General features: G+C 56.0%; 12 protein-coding genes and 1 tRNA gene. 6 read left to right on the top strand and 7 right to left on the bottom strand.

The window, feature by feature from the left end:
• Window positions 1–11 precede the first annotated feature (11 nt).
• From ABJ205_RS03075 to ABJ205_RS03090, 4 genes are read left to right on the top strand one after another with little or no spacing between them, the layout of a single operon-like run.
• Window positions 12–1,136, top strand: coding sequence for a TrbI/VirB10 family protein (locus tag ABJ205_RS03075; RefSeq protein WP_348510000.1), 1,125 nt, complete (start codon window positions 12–14; stop codon window positions 1,134–1,136).
• Window positions 1,137–1,146: 10 nt separating this feature from the next.
• Window positions 1,147–2,175, top strand: coding sequence for a P-type DNA transfer ATPase VirB11 (gene virB11, locus ABJ205_RS03080; RefSeq protein ID WP_348158222.1), 1,029 nt, complete (start codon window positions 1,147–1,149; stop codon window positions 2,173–2,175).
• A 53-nt stretch (window positions 2,176–2,228) separates the two neighbouring features.
• The gene (locus ABJ205_RS03085) at window positions 2,229–4,466 is read left to right on the top strand and encodes an RNA degradosome polyphosphate kinase (protein WP_348158225.1); all 2,238 of its coding nucleotides are present in this window, start codon (window positions 2,229–2,231) and stop codon (window positions 4,464–4,466) included.
• Entirely contained in the window at window positions 4,463–5,998 is a 1,536-nt protein-coding gene (locus tag ABJ205_RS03090; protein WP_348158228.1) for a Ppx/GppA family phosphatase, read from the top strand. Before ABJ205_RS03085 ends, ABJ205_RS03090 begins: the two co-directional genes overlap by 4 nt.
• Here ABJ205_RS03090 and ABJ205_RS03095 read toward each other — a convergent pair.
• Window positions 5,995–6,873, bottom strand: coding sequence for a queuosine precursor transporter (locus ABJ205_RS03095; RefSeq protein WP_348158231.1), 879 nt, complete (start codon window positions 6,871–6,873; stop codon window positions 5,995–5,997). The genes ABJ205_RS03090 and ABJ205_RS03095 overlap by 4 nt on opposite strands.
• A gap of 60 nt (window positions 6,874–6,933) precedes the next feature.
• Here ABJ205_RS03095 and ABJ205_RS03100 point away from each other — a divergent pair.
• Window positions 6,934–7,010: transfer RNA gene (locus ABJ205_RS03100), tRNA-Arg, on the top strand.
• A 573-nt stretch (window positions 7,011–7,583) separates the two neighbouring features.
• On the top strand, window positions 7,584–8,282 hold the full coding sequence (locus tag ABJ205_RS03105) for a Crp/Fnr family transcriptional regulator (protein WP_348158233.1): 699 nt from the start codon (window positions 7,584–7,586) through the stop codon (window positions 8,280–8,282).
• 21 nt (window positions 8,283–8,303) lie between these two features.
• On the opposite strand, the gene acs is transcribed toward ABJ205_RS03105, so the two are convergent.
• The 6 genes from acs to ABJ205_RS03135 all read right to left on the bottom strand — a co-directional run bounded on the left by acs (window position 8,304) and on the right by ABJ205_RS03135 (window position 16,338).
• Window positions 8,304–10,235 (bottom strand): acetate--CoA ligase, encoded by a 1,932-nt coding sequence (gene acs, locus ABJ205_RS03110; RefSeq protein WP_348158235.1) that lies wholly within the window; start codon window positions 10,233–10,235, stop codon window positions 8,304–8,306.
• A 108-nt stretch (window positions 10,236–10,343) separates the two neighbouring features.
• Window positions 10,344–12,155, bottom strand: coding sequence for a methyl-accepting chemotaxis protein (locus tag ABJ205_RS03115; protein WP_348158238.1), 1,812 nt, complete (start codon window positions 12,153–12,155; stop codon window positions 10,344–10,346).
• A complete protein-coding gene (locus tag ABJ205_RS03120; protein ID WP_348158240.1) occupies window positions 12,152–13,735 on the bottom strand; it encodes an EAL domain-containing protein in 1,584 nt (527 codons plus the stop codon). The genes ABJ205_RS03115 and ABJ205_RS03120 overlap by 4 nt, the downstream gene beginning before the upstream one ends.
• A 148-nt stretch (window positions 13,736–13,883) precedes the next feature.
• Window positions 13,884–14,771, bottom strand: a complete 888-nt coding sequence (locus ABJ205_RS03125; RefSeq protein WP_348158243.1) for a protein-glutamate O-methyltransferase CheR — start codon at window positions 14,769–14,771, stop codon at window positions 13,884–13,886.
• Window positions 14,768–15,883: a chemotaxis-specific protein-glutamate methyltransferase CheB gene (gene cheB, locus ABJ205_RS03130; protein WP_348158246.1), complete on the bottom strand. Its 1,116-nt coding sequence runs from the start codon at window positions 15,881–15,883 to the stop codon at window positions 14,768–14,770. Before cheB ends, ABJ205_RS03125 begins: the two co-directional genes overlap by 4 nt.
• Before the next feature lie 89 nt (window positions 15,884–15,972).
• The gene (locus ABJ205_RS03135) at window positions 15,973–16,338 is read right to left on the bottom strand and encodes a response regulator (protein ID WP_348158248.1); all 366 of its coding nucleotides are present in this window, start codon (window positions 16,336–16,338) and stop codon (window positions 15,973–15,975) included.
• Window positions 16,339–16,353 lie beyond the last annotated feature (15 nt).

The following is a 16,353-nucleotide window of genomic DNA, read 5'->3' on the forward strand; positions in this document are numbered from 1 at the left end:
GAGATGACGTAATGCGACTGGCGATGCGACTTCCATCCAAATCTGGCGGCGATGGTCCTTCGGGCGCAGATCCGCGCGAAGAGACAAGTGCAGAGGTTATCGACCTTGCGAGCCGCAATGGATTTTCTCCCGTGGCGCAGCGCAAAACCAAGACAGAAGGTCTGGGATTGGCGGCAGGAGTTGCGATCGTTGCGCTCTTGGGGGCCACCACCTTTTGGGCGATGAACGCTGCGCAATTGCCGGAGACTGAGACGGTTGGAACGGCGGTCCCTGTGACTGAGCCTGCTCCGGTCCCGGCGGCTGGCCAAGATGAAGTTCCAGCCCCGGTTGCGCCCGTTGTGACCCCGGTTGATCCTTCACCCTCTCCCGTTCTTGCAAACAGACCTGCGGCGGGCCCAGCGGCCAATCCATACGCTTCGCCGTCGCTTGTTTTTGACGCCAGTGCAGCCGCGCGGCAGGCAGCGAATGCCGCAGATGCAGGTGCCGCACCTGCGCCGGGCACAGCGATCAATGAGAATGGCGCAGGCGGTTCAGCCGCTGCCTTTGCCAGCCGCATTGGCGGGGTAGGGGGCGCACCTGCTCAGGCGCGCGCCATGACCAACCCATCCACCACGGTAACAGAAGGGACAATGATCCCCGCGATCCTTGAAACCGCGATCAACACCGATGTTCCAGGTTTTGTGCGTGCTGTGGTCAGTCAGGATGTGCGCAGCTTTGATGGGACGAAAGTGCTTGTCCCTCGGTCATCGCGCCTGATCGGTCAGTATCAGTCTGGCGTGCAGCAAGGGCAAAAGCGAGCCTATGTCATCTGGACACGGTTGATCCGCCCGGACGGCGCATCGGTCAATATCGCCTCTCCAGCGGTGGCGTTCGACGGGACAACTGGGCTTGCAGGTGATGTGAACAATCACTTCTTCCGCCGATTTGGTTCGGCCATGCTGCTCTCTGTGGTTGGCGGGCTCGGCGCGATTGCATCGGGCGGCACTTCGGTTGTGCTTGGCGGAGCAGGGCAAAGCGCAGCTTCCATCGCCGCGCAGCAGGACGGCCAGATTGGTCCCACCATCCGCGTGCGCATGGGGGAACCCATTCGGGTCTTTACTGCGCGCGATCTCGATTTCACTACCGTTTCCCAATGAGGGGTACCCAATGAGCGCGGATATTCACTCCCTCAATGCCTCCCAAGATGCGGGCACTCTCCCGGCCGAGGACGCGCCGATTTTAGGCGATCGCAGCGTTTATCTTGATGCATATCTGGCCCCGTTTCAGCGCTGGCTTGAACGCGACACAGTGACCGAGATTATGGTCAATAAACCCGGAGAAGTCTGGGTCGAAGATGCGCGCGATCCGGGTATGAAAAAAGTCATCACACCTGAGATTGATGACCGACTGGTCCAACGATTGGCCGAACAGGTTGCGCGGGTCAGCCACCAAGGGATCAACCGCGAACATCCGCTTTTGGGCGCTACGCTTCCCGATGGGGCCCGTATCCAGTTTTGCGGCCCGCCTGCCAGTCGCAAGCACTGGGTAATGGCCATTCGCCGCCATCGCAGGCTTGATCTGCCGCTTGATGCGTATGATGCGGGACCATTGGCGGGCGAGCCATCGGTGACCATGCCGGATGCTAGTGCAGAGCCGATTGCTTACCTGCGCACGGCCATTCAAAATCGCCGCACAATCCTGATATCAGGCGGGACGAGCACGGGCAAAACCACTTTCCTAAACGCCATGATGGGAGAGATTCCGCGCGATGAACGCGTGGTGATGGTTGAGGACACCCCAGAGCTTAAGTTCCCCGGCGAAAACTCGGTTGGTCTCGTCGCAGTCAAAGGCGAGTTGGGAGAGGCCAAAGTTACGCCAAATGAGCTGCTTCAGGCCGCGCTACGTCTGCGTCCAGACCGTATAGTTTTGGGTGAACTTCGCGGAGGCGAGAGTGTCTCCTTCTTGCGCGCCATAAACACTGGCCACCCGGGAAGCTTTTCGACCATTCACGCCAATTCCTTGCGAGGCGCATTGGAGCAATTGTCTCTTATGGTGATGCAAACCGGGATCGGGCTCACCCGGCAGGATACAATTGAATATGCAGCAAGCGTAATCGATGTAATCGTCCAATTGGGCCGCGACGCCGCGGGCAAGCGCGGGATTACGGCGATTGCGGACAGCAAATCCCTCCTTTGAAATTTGCCGCTTAATCGCCATTTGGGAAACTGAACCAATGCAGGCAGAACCCAATGAGCAGCCCTAGGATTATCGATGCAGCAAATGATGCCAGCACCGGGCATGCATCCGTCTCGGCCGCTTCGCCTCCCTCTACCCAGCGGGTCGTGACCGCACCTGGGGGGGAGACTTATTTCAACCGAGAGCTTTCTTGGCTGGCCTTCAACGAACGTGTTTTGGCCGAAGCTTGTAATGACCGCTATCCGTTGCTCGAACGGTTGCGGTTCCTGTCTATTTCGGGAAGCAACCTCGACGAGTTTATGATGATCCGGGTCGCAGGCCTTGTCGGGCAAGCACAGCGCGGCATTGATAAACCCGCCATTGATGGTCGCACGCCAACCCAGCAATTGACGGCCATCCGAAACAAGCTAGTCGCCATTTCCGCGCGCCAACAGGATATCTGGCGCGACCTTCGTGCAGCATTGGCCGATACCGGTATTCACATCGCCGATGAAAAACGGGTTGAACCGGCTGCACACGCATGGCTCGAAACGTACTTCTTGGATGAGATATTGCCGGTCATCACGCCGCAGGCGCTTGATCCAGCACACCCGTTTCCTTTCGTGCACAATGAAGGAATGGGCCTTCTGTTCACTTTGACCCGCGAAGCTGATCAGGATCAGATCATCGAGATGATCCTTATTCCTACCGCCTTGCCCCGGTTTGTGCGTGTGCCGGGCGATATCGCAGGGGCGGGAGAGGCAGTCTATATCTCTATCGCCAGCCTTATTCAGCGTTATGCGGCGAAGCTTTTCCCCGGCTTTACCATTGAAGGGGACGGCCTGTTCCGCGTCTTGCGTGATAGCGATATCGAGATCGAAGAAGAGGCAGAGGACCTCGTTCGCACCTTCCGCAGCGCGATCCAGCGTCGCCGCCGTGGGCAGGTGATCCAATTGGAGCTGGAAGAGGATTTTGATAGCCAAGCAGAAGATGTCTTGCTTGAACAACTGGGCGTGCACGAAGCCGCTGTGATCAAAACTGACGGCATGATTGGCATCGATGGCCTTGCGAAAATCGTCGATGAAGATCGCCCGGACCTGAAGTTTGATGCCTATTCCCCGCGCTATCCTGAGCGGGTGCGCGAACACGACGGGGATGTTTTCTCTGCGATCCGGGAAAAGGACATCCTAGTCCATCACCCTTACGAAAGCTTTGAAGTGGTGGTCGATTTCATACGTCAGGCGGCAGCCGACCCCGATGTCGTTGCGATCAAGCAAACGCTCTACCGTGCCGGTTCGCAATCGGCCGTCATCAACGCCCTCATCGCGGCCGCCGAAAACGGAAAATCGGTGACTGCTGTGGTTGAGCTAAAGGCGCGCTTTGACGAGGAGCAAAACCTCAAATGGGCAGCTAAGCTGGAGCGGGCCGGGGTACAGGTTATCTATGGCTTCACCGATTGGAAAACCCATGCGAAAATAGCAATGGTGGTGCGCCGTGAGGAAAGCGGGTTTCGCACATATTGCCATTTTGGAACCGGCAATTACCACCCGATCACGGCCAAGATATACACGGACATGAGCTTTTTCACTGCCGATCCAAAACTGGGTCAAGACGCAGGGAAAATGATGAATTTCGTGACCGGTTATGTCGAACCCGCGGGGCTGGAACACATTGCCATTGCGCCGCTCAACCTGCGTGAAGAGATCTACGCGCGGATCGATGCGGAGATCGCCAATGCTCAGGCTGGAGAGCCAGCTGCGATCTGGATGAAGTGCAATCAGATAACCGATATCGCCATGATCGACCGCCTTTACGCGGCAAGCAATGCGGGTGTGTCGGTCGAATTGGTGGTGCGGGGAATTTGCTGCCTTAGGCCGGGAGTGCCTGACCTTTCTGAAAACATCCGGGTCAAATCGATCATTGGACGTTTCCTTGAGCACAGCCGTATTTTTGCATTTGCCAATGGTGAACCAATGCCAAGCGCCGAGGCTTTGGTCTATATCGCGTCCGCGGACCTTATGGGCCGTAACCTCGATCGCCGCGTCGAAGCGCTCATCCCGATTCTTAATCGCACCGTCCACGATCAGATCCTGCAGCAGGTCCTTCTGGCCAATATGCTCGATGTTGAGCAAAGTTGGTGGCTTCACGCCGACGGCAGTTATGCACGGATCGAAGGCCGACCAGACGGTGACAGAAAACCCTTTAACTGCCACAGATATTTCATGACGAACCCTTCACTTTCGGGGCGCGGCGGGGCTTTGGAGGCAGGCGGCGTTCCCAAGCTTTCCTTGCGCAAAGGGCGTGGCGGATGAGTTCGGCCAGACGCCGGGCGGATCGTGACGGAACGTTTTCGGGAGATACGCCCGGCCGAGCGATCATCGATATTGGTTCAAATACCGTCCGCTTGGTGATCTATGGCGGATCGATGAGAGCGCCGACGGTCCTGCTCAATGAGAAGGTTTCTGCAAAGCTCGGGCGAGATATTGCACGCAAGGGTGTGTTAGCGGATGAGGCGATCGATCTTGCGATGCGCGGGCTCAAACGATTTGCGCTTCTGCTCGAAGATTTGAAGATCGAAGATGTTGAAACGGTCGCGACAGCTGCCGTGCGCGAGGCAAGCAATGGCAGCAAGTTCATCGGCAAGCTCAAAAAGCTGGGGTTCAAGCCTAAGATCATCACGGGTGAGGAAGAAGCCCGCCTAAGCGCCAATGGAGTGATTGGTGCATTTCCCGGTGCTTGCGGTACAGTTGCGGATCTGGGCGGGGGGAGCCTTGAGCTCGTACAGGTCACGGACAAGGGCCCGCGTGACCCGGTTTCGCTGCCGCTTGGCACATTGCGCCTTCCTGATTTTCGCGGAGAATCGCGCGGCGATATGCGAAAGGCCTTGGAAAAAGCTCTTAAGAAAGGGGTGCCTGATATTGCTAAAGGTAAGCCTCTTTACCTTGTCGGCGGCACCCTTCGTACAATGGCAGTTTATGCAATGCAGGAGGAAGGGCACCCACTTTCCGATCCGCACGGATTTGAGCTTGATCCCAAATCGGCCAAGCGGTTGTTGGGCAAGGCGCTTGCGAATGAGACGATCGAAAGTCTCAAGATGCGCGACAGGATTTCTTCGATGCGAGCAGAAAAGCTGCCCGATGCGTCGGTTTTGGCAGAGGCGATGTTGGCGCGGTTTGAACCCAGCCGGATCATCTTTTCCTCCTGGGGTATTCGCGAAGGATTGCTCTATGCTTCACTGCCAGAGCATAGCCGGGCGCGCGATCCGCTTCTCGCGGGGATATCTGCCTTTGCGGACCAGCGCGGTGCGCCCGCGACCTTGGCCACGCGCATCGCAAGCTGGACCGTTGATGCAGCCCCCTCAAGGGAACATGGAAGCGAGCGATTGCGCATGGCAGCGACCATGTTGGCGCTCGCCTCGATGCAGATTGAACCCAACATAAGATTGCCGCAAGCGATCGACTGGGCCTTGCATAAACGTTGGATCGCGGTGGATGGGAAGGAGCGGGCCATGCTTGCCGCTGCAATCGCTGCCAACGGCAATGCGCTTGACCTCCCCACTGAAGTGACCGCCTTGGCTAGCAGTGATGCGCTTGAGGAGGCGATCTGCTGGGGTCTTGCGGTGCGCCTTGCTCGGCGGCTTGGAGCAGGCTCGCGAAGATCGCTGCAGGAAAGCCGGTTGAGCGCTGAAAACGGTGTTCTCACCTTGCGGCTGGGACATAGCCAAGCTGCACTTTTCGGTTTCACACCGGAAAAGGACATGAAGCTTCTTGCCGGACGCCTAGGCCTTGATTGGAGGGTTGATATCGTCAGTGACGATGAATTGCGCAGCGGCGGGGTTCCCTAAGCCCTCCTAGTAGAAAAAGGTGAGAAATCGGTGTCTGTATCAAACAGATCAACCCCTTCCGCTCTCTTAAGCTTGCCCACCACGAAATAGGTCACCGGGGTCAAAGCCGCCTCCCAAAAGACCTTCAACAACCAGTTTGTGATCATCACTGTGATGACCAGCTCAGTGCTCCAAATGCCGTAGAATGCGAGCGGATAGAAGATCAGGCTGTCCACGCCTTGACCCACTACGGTGGAGCCAATCGTGCGCTTCCACAAGGCTTTGCCTTTGGTCCAAACCTTCATTTTGGCCATGACGTAAGAGTTCACGAATTCGCCTGCCCAAAAGGCGATAATGGACGCCGCCACAATTCGCCACGCATTGCCAAAGACCGAAACATAGGTTTCTTGACAGATCTGGCCCAGCGGCACGTCTGACCCGCCGCGCGCCGTAAGAGGGCCTTGCCCGTCAAATCCGCTTGCCGCGCATCGCCAATCATCAAATGGCGGCAATGCCACCACCACATAACTCATAAAGGCGAGGAAGAGCATCGCGGCAAAGCCGGTCCAGATGACCCGCCGCGCACGGGCAAAGCCGTAAATCTCGGTCAGGACATCGCCAATGACATAGCCAAGCGGAAAGAACAGGATCCCAGCACCATAAATCAGCACACCATCGGGGGCTGGCCAGAGACCGTTTGGCCAAAACGGAATTTCGACAAATGTCGTCTTCGCAGCGCCAATGATATTCGACAGCAAAAGGATCGCCACAAACGCCGCCATGACGAAGTCATAATATTTGAATGTGACCGGTGCGTGGCTGGTCGCCTGGATACCGTCATTCGGATCGGTATCAAAAGCGGCCGCTAGATCAGGAGTTTCTTGCTCTTTTTCCATCACTCAACCGTTAGCGTGATTTGAAACTGACGCAAAGCGCGCTATGGGCTCGCGTAATGCGCGCCCTTAGCTCAGCTGGATAGAGCACGGGACTTCTAATCCTGAGGCCGCAGGTTCGAATCCTGCAGGGCGCGCCATTCTCACTTCGTTCGAACTTGCACCCCTCGTGTTAGGTGGTCCGAACTTGCGTTGATCAGGCGCGCCAAACTTTCTCAAAAGCCTAACCATTTCTATTTTCTGATAAAAATGGAAGTTTTGACACAGTTGACACACTGTCCAAGGATTGAAATTGGTTCGATCTATTGCGCCGATATTGATCGAGAAAAGCGATTGAATCGAGGCGAGGGCAAAAAGGCACTTTCAAGCGATAGTAAACGCCTTCGCAGTAGGAAATGGCGGGTTAGGCCCACACTTCCCCCCGAAGTGTGGGCCAGGCGCCGGAAGAGTTGCACCACCCTTCCGCTCGGGTCGCCTATGGTTGCCCCCGCTAACCCCCGCTAACCCCCATTGCATGTGGGCGCTCTAGGCGGAGGTCTACTGTTGGTCTGTGATGGGCATCACTATTCAGCCCGCAAATTTTGCGCCACTGTGTGGGGGACCTTGTTTGCCAATGTGTGCAACTGGGCTTGAGAATTCCAAAATAAGGCTCTTAGGGGTAACGCTTGAGAGAGGCTCCCGCGTGCAGGCGGGCGGTTAGGGGATAGGCGACAATGGATACGGCCAAAACGATCATCGACTCGCTTGCAGCTGACAGCCTGCTGCGGGCGCTTTCACCAGACCAGCTGGAGCGTTTGCTTGCCAAATCGGCCCGCCGCTCGCTCAAGAAAGGCGATGTCCTGATCAACCAAGGCGATGAGGATGGCGATTTTGCGGTCTACCTTTTGTCAGGCGCGCTCAAGATCAGTTTTGTGAGCGCCGGTGGGCGTGAGATCATCCTCAATTATTGCGGGCCGAACGAATTGGTAGGCGAGATTGCCCTGCTTGATAGCGGCCCGCGTACCGCGTCGGTCACGGCGGTGGTTCCCTCAGAGGCGTTGCTGTTGCCGACAAATGTATTCCTTGAAACGGTTTCGACGAACCCAGCATCAGTTGTCGGCGTCATGCGCGAGCTCGCCCAGCGGGTGAGGCAATTGAACCTTGTGGTTGAAAGCGATCGGACATTTTCAATGGGCCCGCGATTGGCCCGCGCGCTTGTGCGGTTGATCGATTCTGGCCGCGATGACGGACATCTTATTTACGACCCAAGCCAGAATGATTTGGGCGCTTTTGCGGGTCTCGCGCGCGAAAATGTGAGCCGCCTGCTTTCCGAATGGGAAGGCCAAGCCATCATCGCGCGCGAGGGACGCGCTTTGGTGGTTCGCGATGCAGAATATCTCCGACTGCTCGCCGAATTTGGCGATGATGTGTGAAGCGCATTGGCGTTTAGGACCTTACCGGTTTTGGCGCCCTTCGATTAGGCGTTCGACCAGCGAAGGATCGGCCAGCGTCGATGTGTCACCGAGCGAACCGAAATCATTCTCAGCAACTTTCCGCAAAATCCGCCGCATGATTTTGCCTGACCGTGTCTTGGGCAGGCCATCGGTGAATTGTAGATGATCGGGCGTTGCAATGGGACCAATTTCCTTGCGCACATGTTGGCGAAGCTGCGCAAAGAGTTCATCTGACCCCTCTTCCCCCGCATTCAAAGTGACGTAGCAATAGATGCCTTGTCCTTTGATTTCATGCGAGTAGCCAACCACCGCGGCCTCCGCGACCAATGGGTGAAGTACAAGCGCGCTTTCCACCTCGGCGGTGCCCATACGGTGGCCGGATACGTTGATTACGTCGTCCACGCGCCCGGTGATGCGGTAATATCCGTCTTTATCACGTTTACACCCATCGCCTGTGAAGTATTTGCCTTTGTAGGTGCTGAAATAAGTTTGGATGAAGCGTTCGTGATCGCCATAAACGCTGCGGGCTTGGCCGGGCCATGAATGGGTGAGGCACAGATTGCCTTCATTGGCCCCTGCCAAGGCCGCTCCGTCGTTATCAACGAGCTCAAGTTGCACACCGAACATCGGCAGGCCCGCGCTCCCCGGTTTCATATCATGCGCAGAGGGAAGCGTGGTGAGCATACAGCCGCCGGTTTCGGTCTGCCACCAAGTGTCAATGATCGGGCAACGCCCTTCGCCAACGACGTCGTAATACCACCGCCATGCCTCGGGGTTAATTGGTTCGCCAACAGTCCCAAGCAGGCGGAGTGAGGAGCGGTCGCGGCTTGTGACGAAATCATCGCCTTCGCGCATAAGGGCGCGGATCGCGGTGGGGGCGGTGTAGAGGATGTTGACGCCATGTTTGTCCACCACATCCCAGAACCGGCCATGATCAGGGTAGTTGGGAACGCCTTCAAAGACGACTTGCGTTGCTCCGTTTAAGAGCGGCCCATAGACGATGTAGGAATGTCCTGTGACCCAGCCAATATCGGCTGAACACCAGAAAACTTCGCCTTGTCTGTAGTCGAAAATGTATTTGAACGTGGTTGCGGTCCAGACGCCATATCCGCCCGTGGTATGGAGAACCCCTTTGGGTTTGCCGGTTGAACCCGAGGTATAAAGGATGAACAGCGGGTCTTCTGCTGCCATAACTTCGCACGGCACCGCGGCATCGGATCTGGCGTCATCAAACCATTGATCGCGCCCCTCATGCATCGCAATAATGCCGCCTGTATGCTTGACTACCAAAACGCCAGAAACGGCCCCTTCGCCTGCAATCTCAATCGCAGCATCGACATTGGCTTTAAGCGGAATAGGTTTGGAGCCGCGCGCACCTTCATCAGCGGTCACGACAAAACGCGAACCGCAATCTTGAATGCGTCCGGCCAATGCTTCGGGGGAAAAGCCGCCAAAGACGACCGAATGGATCGCGCCAATGCGCGCGCAGGCGAGCATTGCCGTGACCCCTTCGATCACCATCGGCATATAGATCGTGACACGCTCGCCCTTGGTAACCCCAATCGCTTTCAGCGCATTGGCCATCGCGATCACTTCGGTCTGCAGCTGCGCATAGGTCAGAGTGCGGCCCGGACCATCTGGATTGTCTGGTTCAAAGATCAAAGCGGTAACATCGCCGCGGCCCGCTTCGACGTGCCGGTCAACGGCGTTGTGGCAAAGGTTTAACGTGCCGTCTTCGAACCATTTGATGGAAACCGGGTCGTAAGACCAATCGCCGCCCTTGGTGGGCGGTGCTGTCCAATCAAGACACTCGCTCTGCTCAAGCCAAAACCCATCGGGATCGGCAACAGAGCGCGCATACATCTCTTCATATTGGTCTGCGGTGCAATGCGTTGTTTCGCTTGATTTCGGGCGTGCGACGGCCTCGGTCATGTATCCGACTCTCCAATGGAATTCACCTATTAACGATCAATAGTCGCAAGAAGGCTTCTAGAGGAAGGTCTGAATTTCTATCCGGCCAAGAAGCGCTGGGATTAGAGCTTATCCTGCACGCACTTCGTCAAGGAAGCCGTTGACCTGAGCGCGCAATGTTGCCGCCTGCTGTTCGAGCGCGGTTGCGCTGGAGAGCACCTGACTTGCCGCAGCGCCGGTGGAAACGGAAAGCTGTTGCACTTCCTCGGTATGGCCAGCGACTTCTTCTGTCCCGCGCGCAGCCATTTCGATACTGCGCGCAAGGTCTCCGCCTGCCATGCTTTGTTCATCGACAGCACTCGCAATCGACACAGCAACATTTTCGAGTTCAGCAACTTCACTGGCTATGGAACGAAGCGCGGTGACGCTTGCTCCAGTCGTGTCTTGCATTTCACGAATTTTTTGGGACACTTCTTCGGTTGCGCGGCTGGTTTGCATGGCAAGCTCTTTGACTTCGCTTGCCACAACTGCAAATCCGCGACCCGTCTCGCCGCCTCGGGCTGCTTCGATGGATGCATTCAATGCAAGCAGGTTCGTCCGCTGAGCAATGGTCTGGATAAGCCCGACAACCTGGCCAATCTGTTCGGCGCTATTTGAGAGCTTTGTGATTGTTTCATCGGCCTTATCGGTCGAAGATGAGGCTTGCCGGGCCAGCTGCGCAGAAGCGGCCGCCTGGCGGCTGACTTCCCCAATCGAGACCGCAAATTCATCCGAGGCCGCGGCCGCTGCGTTTGCGCCTGTGTTGGCCTCACGCATTGCAGAGGTAACTTCGCCTGTACGAGTTGAGGCCTGCTGCGCGCTTGATGCCATCGAGCTCGCGGTGGTTTGCAATTGGCTGGTGGCGTTGGCCACCTGCCCCACGACATCGCCAATTTTGCGTTCGAAAGAATCGGCAAATTTGCGCAAGGTATTCTCACGCTCGAGCCTTGCTTCTTCCTTTTGTTCTTGCAAGCGGGCCTGTTCTTGAAGCTCTTCACGCGCATTTTGCGAGCGTTCAAGGCTAAGCCGTTCAAGCCTCATCCCGGCACGGTGAAACACCATCATGGCGCGCGTCATGTCGCCAATTTCATCCTGCCGGTCGCTTTCTTGAAATTCTTCGATCTGTTCACCGGAAGAAAGTCGCGTCATTTGGCCCGCAAGCCCTGACAAGGCAGCGCCGACATGCCGGCTGAAAAATTGCTGCGCGATCAGTGTCAGTAAACAAAGGAAAGCTATTGCGCCGATCCAAAGGGTAAGCATGCTCGTTAGTAGAGAGCGGTTGGACGCGCTCGTTGCACTTGCTTCTTCCTCGAGCGTCTTTGAAAGCGCACGCGCCATTGCGAGGGTTGAATTGACTTGGTTATCGCTCTCTTCTTTGAGAGCTGCACTGCGACCTTGCAGATTGCCCGATAGTGCAAGGTTCAATTCGCGGCAGTGCTCGATCACGGCCCGTATAACAGCCGAGAGTTGTGTCGAATGTGAACTCGATGCCGGATCGGGCAGTTTGCTTAGCGTTTCGAGTGAGATGAGAACGCGGTCAAATTCATCGAGCGCTGCATTGCCTCTTACCGCGTCACCGATCTCAAAATAGCTTTCGCGGTGCCGTTGCGCTTGGGATAGCCCGATCACTGCCTTTTCTACGACGAAGGCGCGGTGATGGCTTTTTGCTAGCTGCTCAGCCCGGTCTCCAATCTCAACAAAGGCAATAGCGACCCCAACGCCTGCGATAAGGGCGATCGAGAGATTTATTCCAAAAAACAGGGTGATCTTCCGGCCAATGGAAAGGCCTTTGATCCACCCCCAAAGGCCTTCTGTATTCGTATGGAGGCCGCGATCAGCTTGTGCTGGATCAACGGCTCGATTTGCTTCAAGGTCAACCGCGATTTCTTGCAGTGCACTCATCGGATAACTCGAACGCTTTCGGTGATTGTTTGTGTGGCCGCAATGGTTTCTGCGGCGCGATCAAATTCCCGTCCGTTTTGCAGGTCAATCAACGCATCAATCTGCGGTGCGGGCATTGGCCTGTAATACAGCCAGCCCTGAATTTGGTCACAACCTGCCAAACGAACCATGTCAGCCTGATCGGTTGTTTCAACGCCTTCTGCGGTGACACCCATTTCAAGCGCGCGGGCAACTGCGATGCTGGACAACATCATAGCGCGGCTTCCCTCGTCTTGGCATGCTTGGACCACAAGGCTGCGATCAAGTTTCAGCTTGTCGAACCGGAATTGACGCAGGAAGCCAATCGAAGCGTAGCCTGTCCCGAAGTCGTCGAGTGATATCTTGACCCCGAACTTGCGGATCACATCCAAAGTCCGCTCAGCGACATGAGGATCGAGCACCAAATACGTTTCGGTGACTTCCAATTCGAGCATGTGGGGAGGGTAGCCAGTCTCTTCCAATATCTCGCCCAGCTTGATCGCAAATTCTGAGTTGCGCAATTGCGCCGCAGAAATGTTGACTGACAAAGCGATATCTGGCCAGTTGCGCGCCTTCGTTAGCGCTTCTTTCAAAACCCACAGCCCAATCGGATTGATGATCCCTGATTCTTCCGCCACCGGAATGAACACATTGGGTCCGATCTTCTTGCCTCCGCTGCGGTTCCAGCGCAGCAATGCTTCTACCGCGACTATTCGGCCATTTTGGGCGTCAACAAGCGGTTGGTAATCAAGCTCAAACTCGCCCTTTTTAAGCCCTTTTCGCAAGCCATCCTCAAGATCGCGCACGGCTTCGCGGCGTTCATCGAAGCCAGAATTGAACCAGGTGCAACGCATCTTTCCGCCGCGCTTTGACATATACATCGCGACATCGGCTCGCCGCATCAACTCGGATTGATCAAGGCGCGCATCGGCCATGCTTGTTGCAAGGCCTACACTTGCACCGATTGCCAGCTCGCGCTGGCCAACACGGACGGGGGTTTGCAGCCGTTCAAGGATTTTGCGGCAAAGACCTTCGAGAATCGTGCCGGCCAACGGACCTTGGGTCACAGCCGCGAATTCATCACCGCCAAGCCTGTAACAACGCGCTTCACGGCCTACCAGCTCCTGTATTAGGAACGCGCATTGTTTAATCAATTCATCGCCTTCAACGTGGCCAAACCGATCATTGATCTGCTTGAACCCATCTAGGTCGAACACTGCCAAAGCAATTTCATCACCGCCTTTAGTGAGAACACCAAGATTATGGTGCAATGAGCTTCGGTTCGGCAGGCCGGTCAAATGATCGGTTCGGCCGAGCTTTTCCAATTCGCGAACTTTGGCGTAGCCATTGCGGCTAAGGAAGAAGATAGTGGCGGCATAAATGAGTGCGCCTGCAACAAGCAGGCGGCTTGGGTCTGTCAGGGACAATTGGTCGCTCGCGATCACCAGTAAAGCAATTGCAGAGACCACCAATGAAACCGTGCCAAGCGGAAGCAGCACCAATCCGGCCGGTGTCAAACGCAATGGTTTGGTTGCGTGAGGCGGTTTGGTTGGTTGAAACACTTAGCTTCCCTTACTGCACGGTGGCCATTTATCGCCAGCGGCACAGCCTAAAGAGCAATGGCTAACTTTCGGTAAATTGCAGCCCTCGTCAAAGCGTATTGGCGATGAAAAGGATAAGGCACGCGCTCTATTCGATTGGGGTCTGACCCTAGGCAATTTGGGTTAACTGTTCGGCGTGAAGCACGGCATTGTTCGGTTCAAAGACGCTGACGCGATCTTTTGACAGAACGAATGCATCTGTATGCGCCGACACTGTTTCGCCCGCACCCAGCATAAGAAACCCGTCGCTGGCAAGAGCGCCTGCGAGGCGTTGATACGCAAGTGCCCGTGTCTTGGCGTCGAAATAGAGCAGCACATTGCGACACAATATGAGATCAAAACGTCCCTTGGTGGCGCTTTGTTCGAGCATATTATGCTGCTTAAACCGGCTAAGACGGCGCGCATTATCGCGCAGTTGCCAGCCTTCGGCAGTTTCATCGAAATGGTTCAGCATGGCTGCTACACCAAGGCCGCGCTGGACTTCAAATTGGCTGTAAAGCCCTTTGCGAGCTGTCTCGATTGCTTTTTGGGAAATATCTGTCCCAAGGATTTCAATGTTCCAGCCTGCCCATTGCGCCTTTTGCTCTTCAAACTGCATACCTAGGCTGTGAACTTCCTGTCCGGTTGAACATCCAGCACACCAGATTGACAATTGCCTCCGGTGCGCCCGGCGCTCTCGGAGTTCCGGCAATAGCTCTAGAGGGATTTGATCAAATGTGGGCTTGTCTCGGAAGAAATAGGTTTCGTTATTGAGCAGCGCTTCGACAATTTCGCCGGCGAGTTTTTCATATTCGAACCGGCTGGGCGTTGCGTCAAGCAAACAAACGAGTTGATCGATGTTATCGATGCCGTGGTTGCGAAAGACACCCGACAATGCAGACGTCAAACGCCATTTGCGGTTGTCTGTGAGATTTTGCCCCGTCCGTTCGGCTAAGAGATCGGCAATAATCCGAAAAGATGCATGGCTGATCTCCATAGACAAATTGCCGCCGGTCAAGCGGCTGGCACCTTGTTGTCAGCCAGTCTTGCCATAATCGCTTGGCCAAGGCCCTGAGGTGTACCGATATGGCTCGCGATGCCGGCTTTCGCAACGGCTCCAGGCATGCCCCAAACCGCGCAAGTGTCTGCATTCTGGGCCCAAACAGCCCCTCCCGCATCGACAAGTTCTTGAGCCCCTGCGCAGCCATCGCGGCCCATCCCTGACATTATGACTGCCAAAACACGGCCCTCGCAAGTCTCTGCAAGGCTGCTAAGCATTGGATCAACCGAAGGGAGACAGCCGCTTGCGGCTGGTTCAGCAGAAGTCCGGGCGATCAATCGGTCTGCGATGCGCCGAACGCACAAATGACCATGGCCTGTCGCGATTGCGATTTCGCCTTCGCGTATTTCGGTTCCGTCGTCGGCAATCTTTGTGGGACGGCCGCTCGCCACTTCGATCTGCCGTGCGAAAACAGGAATGAAATTGCTCGGAAGATGCTGTGTGATCAGGATTGGCAATGAGCAGTTAGATGAAAGCTCGCGCAGCATAAGGTTGATCGCGTGGATACCCCCGGTAGAGGCGCCAATCGCGATTACATCCGGCCGTTTAAGCATGGCCGTGCTGCGCGTTGCAAGGAGTGGCTGTGTTCCCGTTGGCGATGCATCATCGCGGCTACCAACAGTCTGCGCATTCGACGAGGTGAGATCGGACTGGGCTGAACCCAAGGCGCGGACTTTGTTGAGAAGTTGACTGCGATAGTCATCATCAAAGCCGCCTGGGCGCGGCTTTTGTAATGTGTCAGCGGCGCCACTCGAAAGCGCTTGAACGGTTGCTTCCGCTCCGTCCTGTGTCAGCGAAGAAACGACGAGTACTCGCACGTCGGGACATGCTGCCATTAGGCCGGGTAACGATTTGAGACCGCCGATGCCGGGCATTTCGAGATCGAGCAGCACGACGTCAGCTGGCTCTTTCTTGATCTGCACAATTGCGCGCTCACCGCTGCTTGCGGTTCCCACAATTTCCATCGAGGGATCGCCCTCGATCATCCGGCGAAAGACCGTTCGAACTGTTAGAGAATCGTCGACGATCATGACCCGGATACGGGTCTGACTGGCCTGTTTCTCAATCATTTTTTCGGCCCGATCTGGGCCGCCTGCGGCAGGATGCTGCGAAGAAGATCGCAATCGTACCTGCCCGAGAGGAGGGCTGGGCGGTGCGGTCATGGGAAGCCAACAAGCTGGAGTTTGATTTGGAGTGTTTCGTGATCGAAAGGTTTCATCACATATTCGTCAGCGCCCGCGCTAATGGCTTCGCGAATGTGTGAGACATCGTTTTCTGTGGTGCAAAAGACAACTTTTGGCTTGCCGCCGCCTTCGCGCTTGCGAAGATGGGTGATGAATTCGATCCCGGTCATGACCGGCATATTCCAATCCAGCAAAATGACGTCGGGCATGGCCTGATCGCAGGCATCCAAACCCAATTGGCCATTCTCAGCTTCATCCACCGTGAAACCTAAAGTCTCTAGGATATGCCTCGATACTTTTCGGATTACCTTTGAATCGTCAACGACAAGGCAGGTTTTCATTTGTGGTCCCCAAGG

This window comes from Erythrobacter sp. (assembly GCF_039988855.1).
Lineage (GTDB): Bacteria > Pseudomonadota > Alphaproteobacteria > Sphingomonadales > Sphingomonadaceae > Erythrobacter.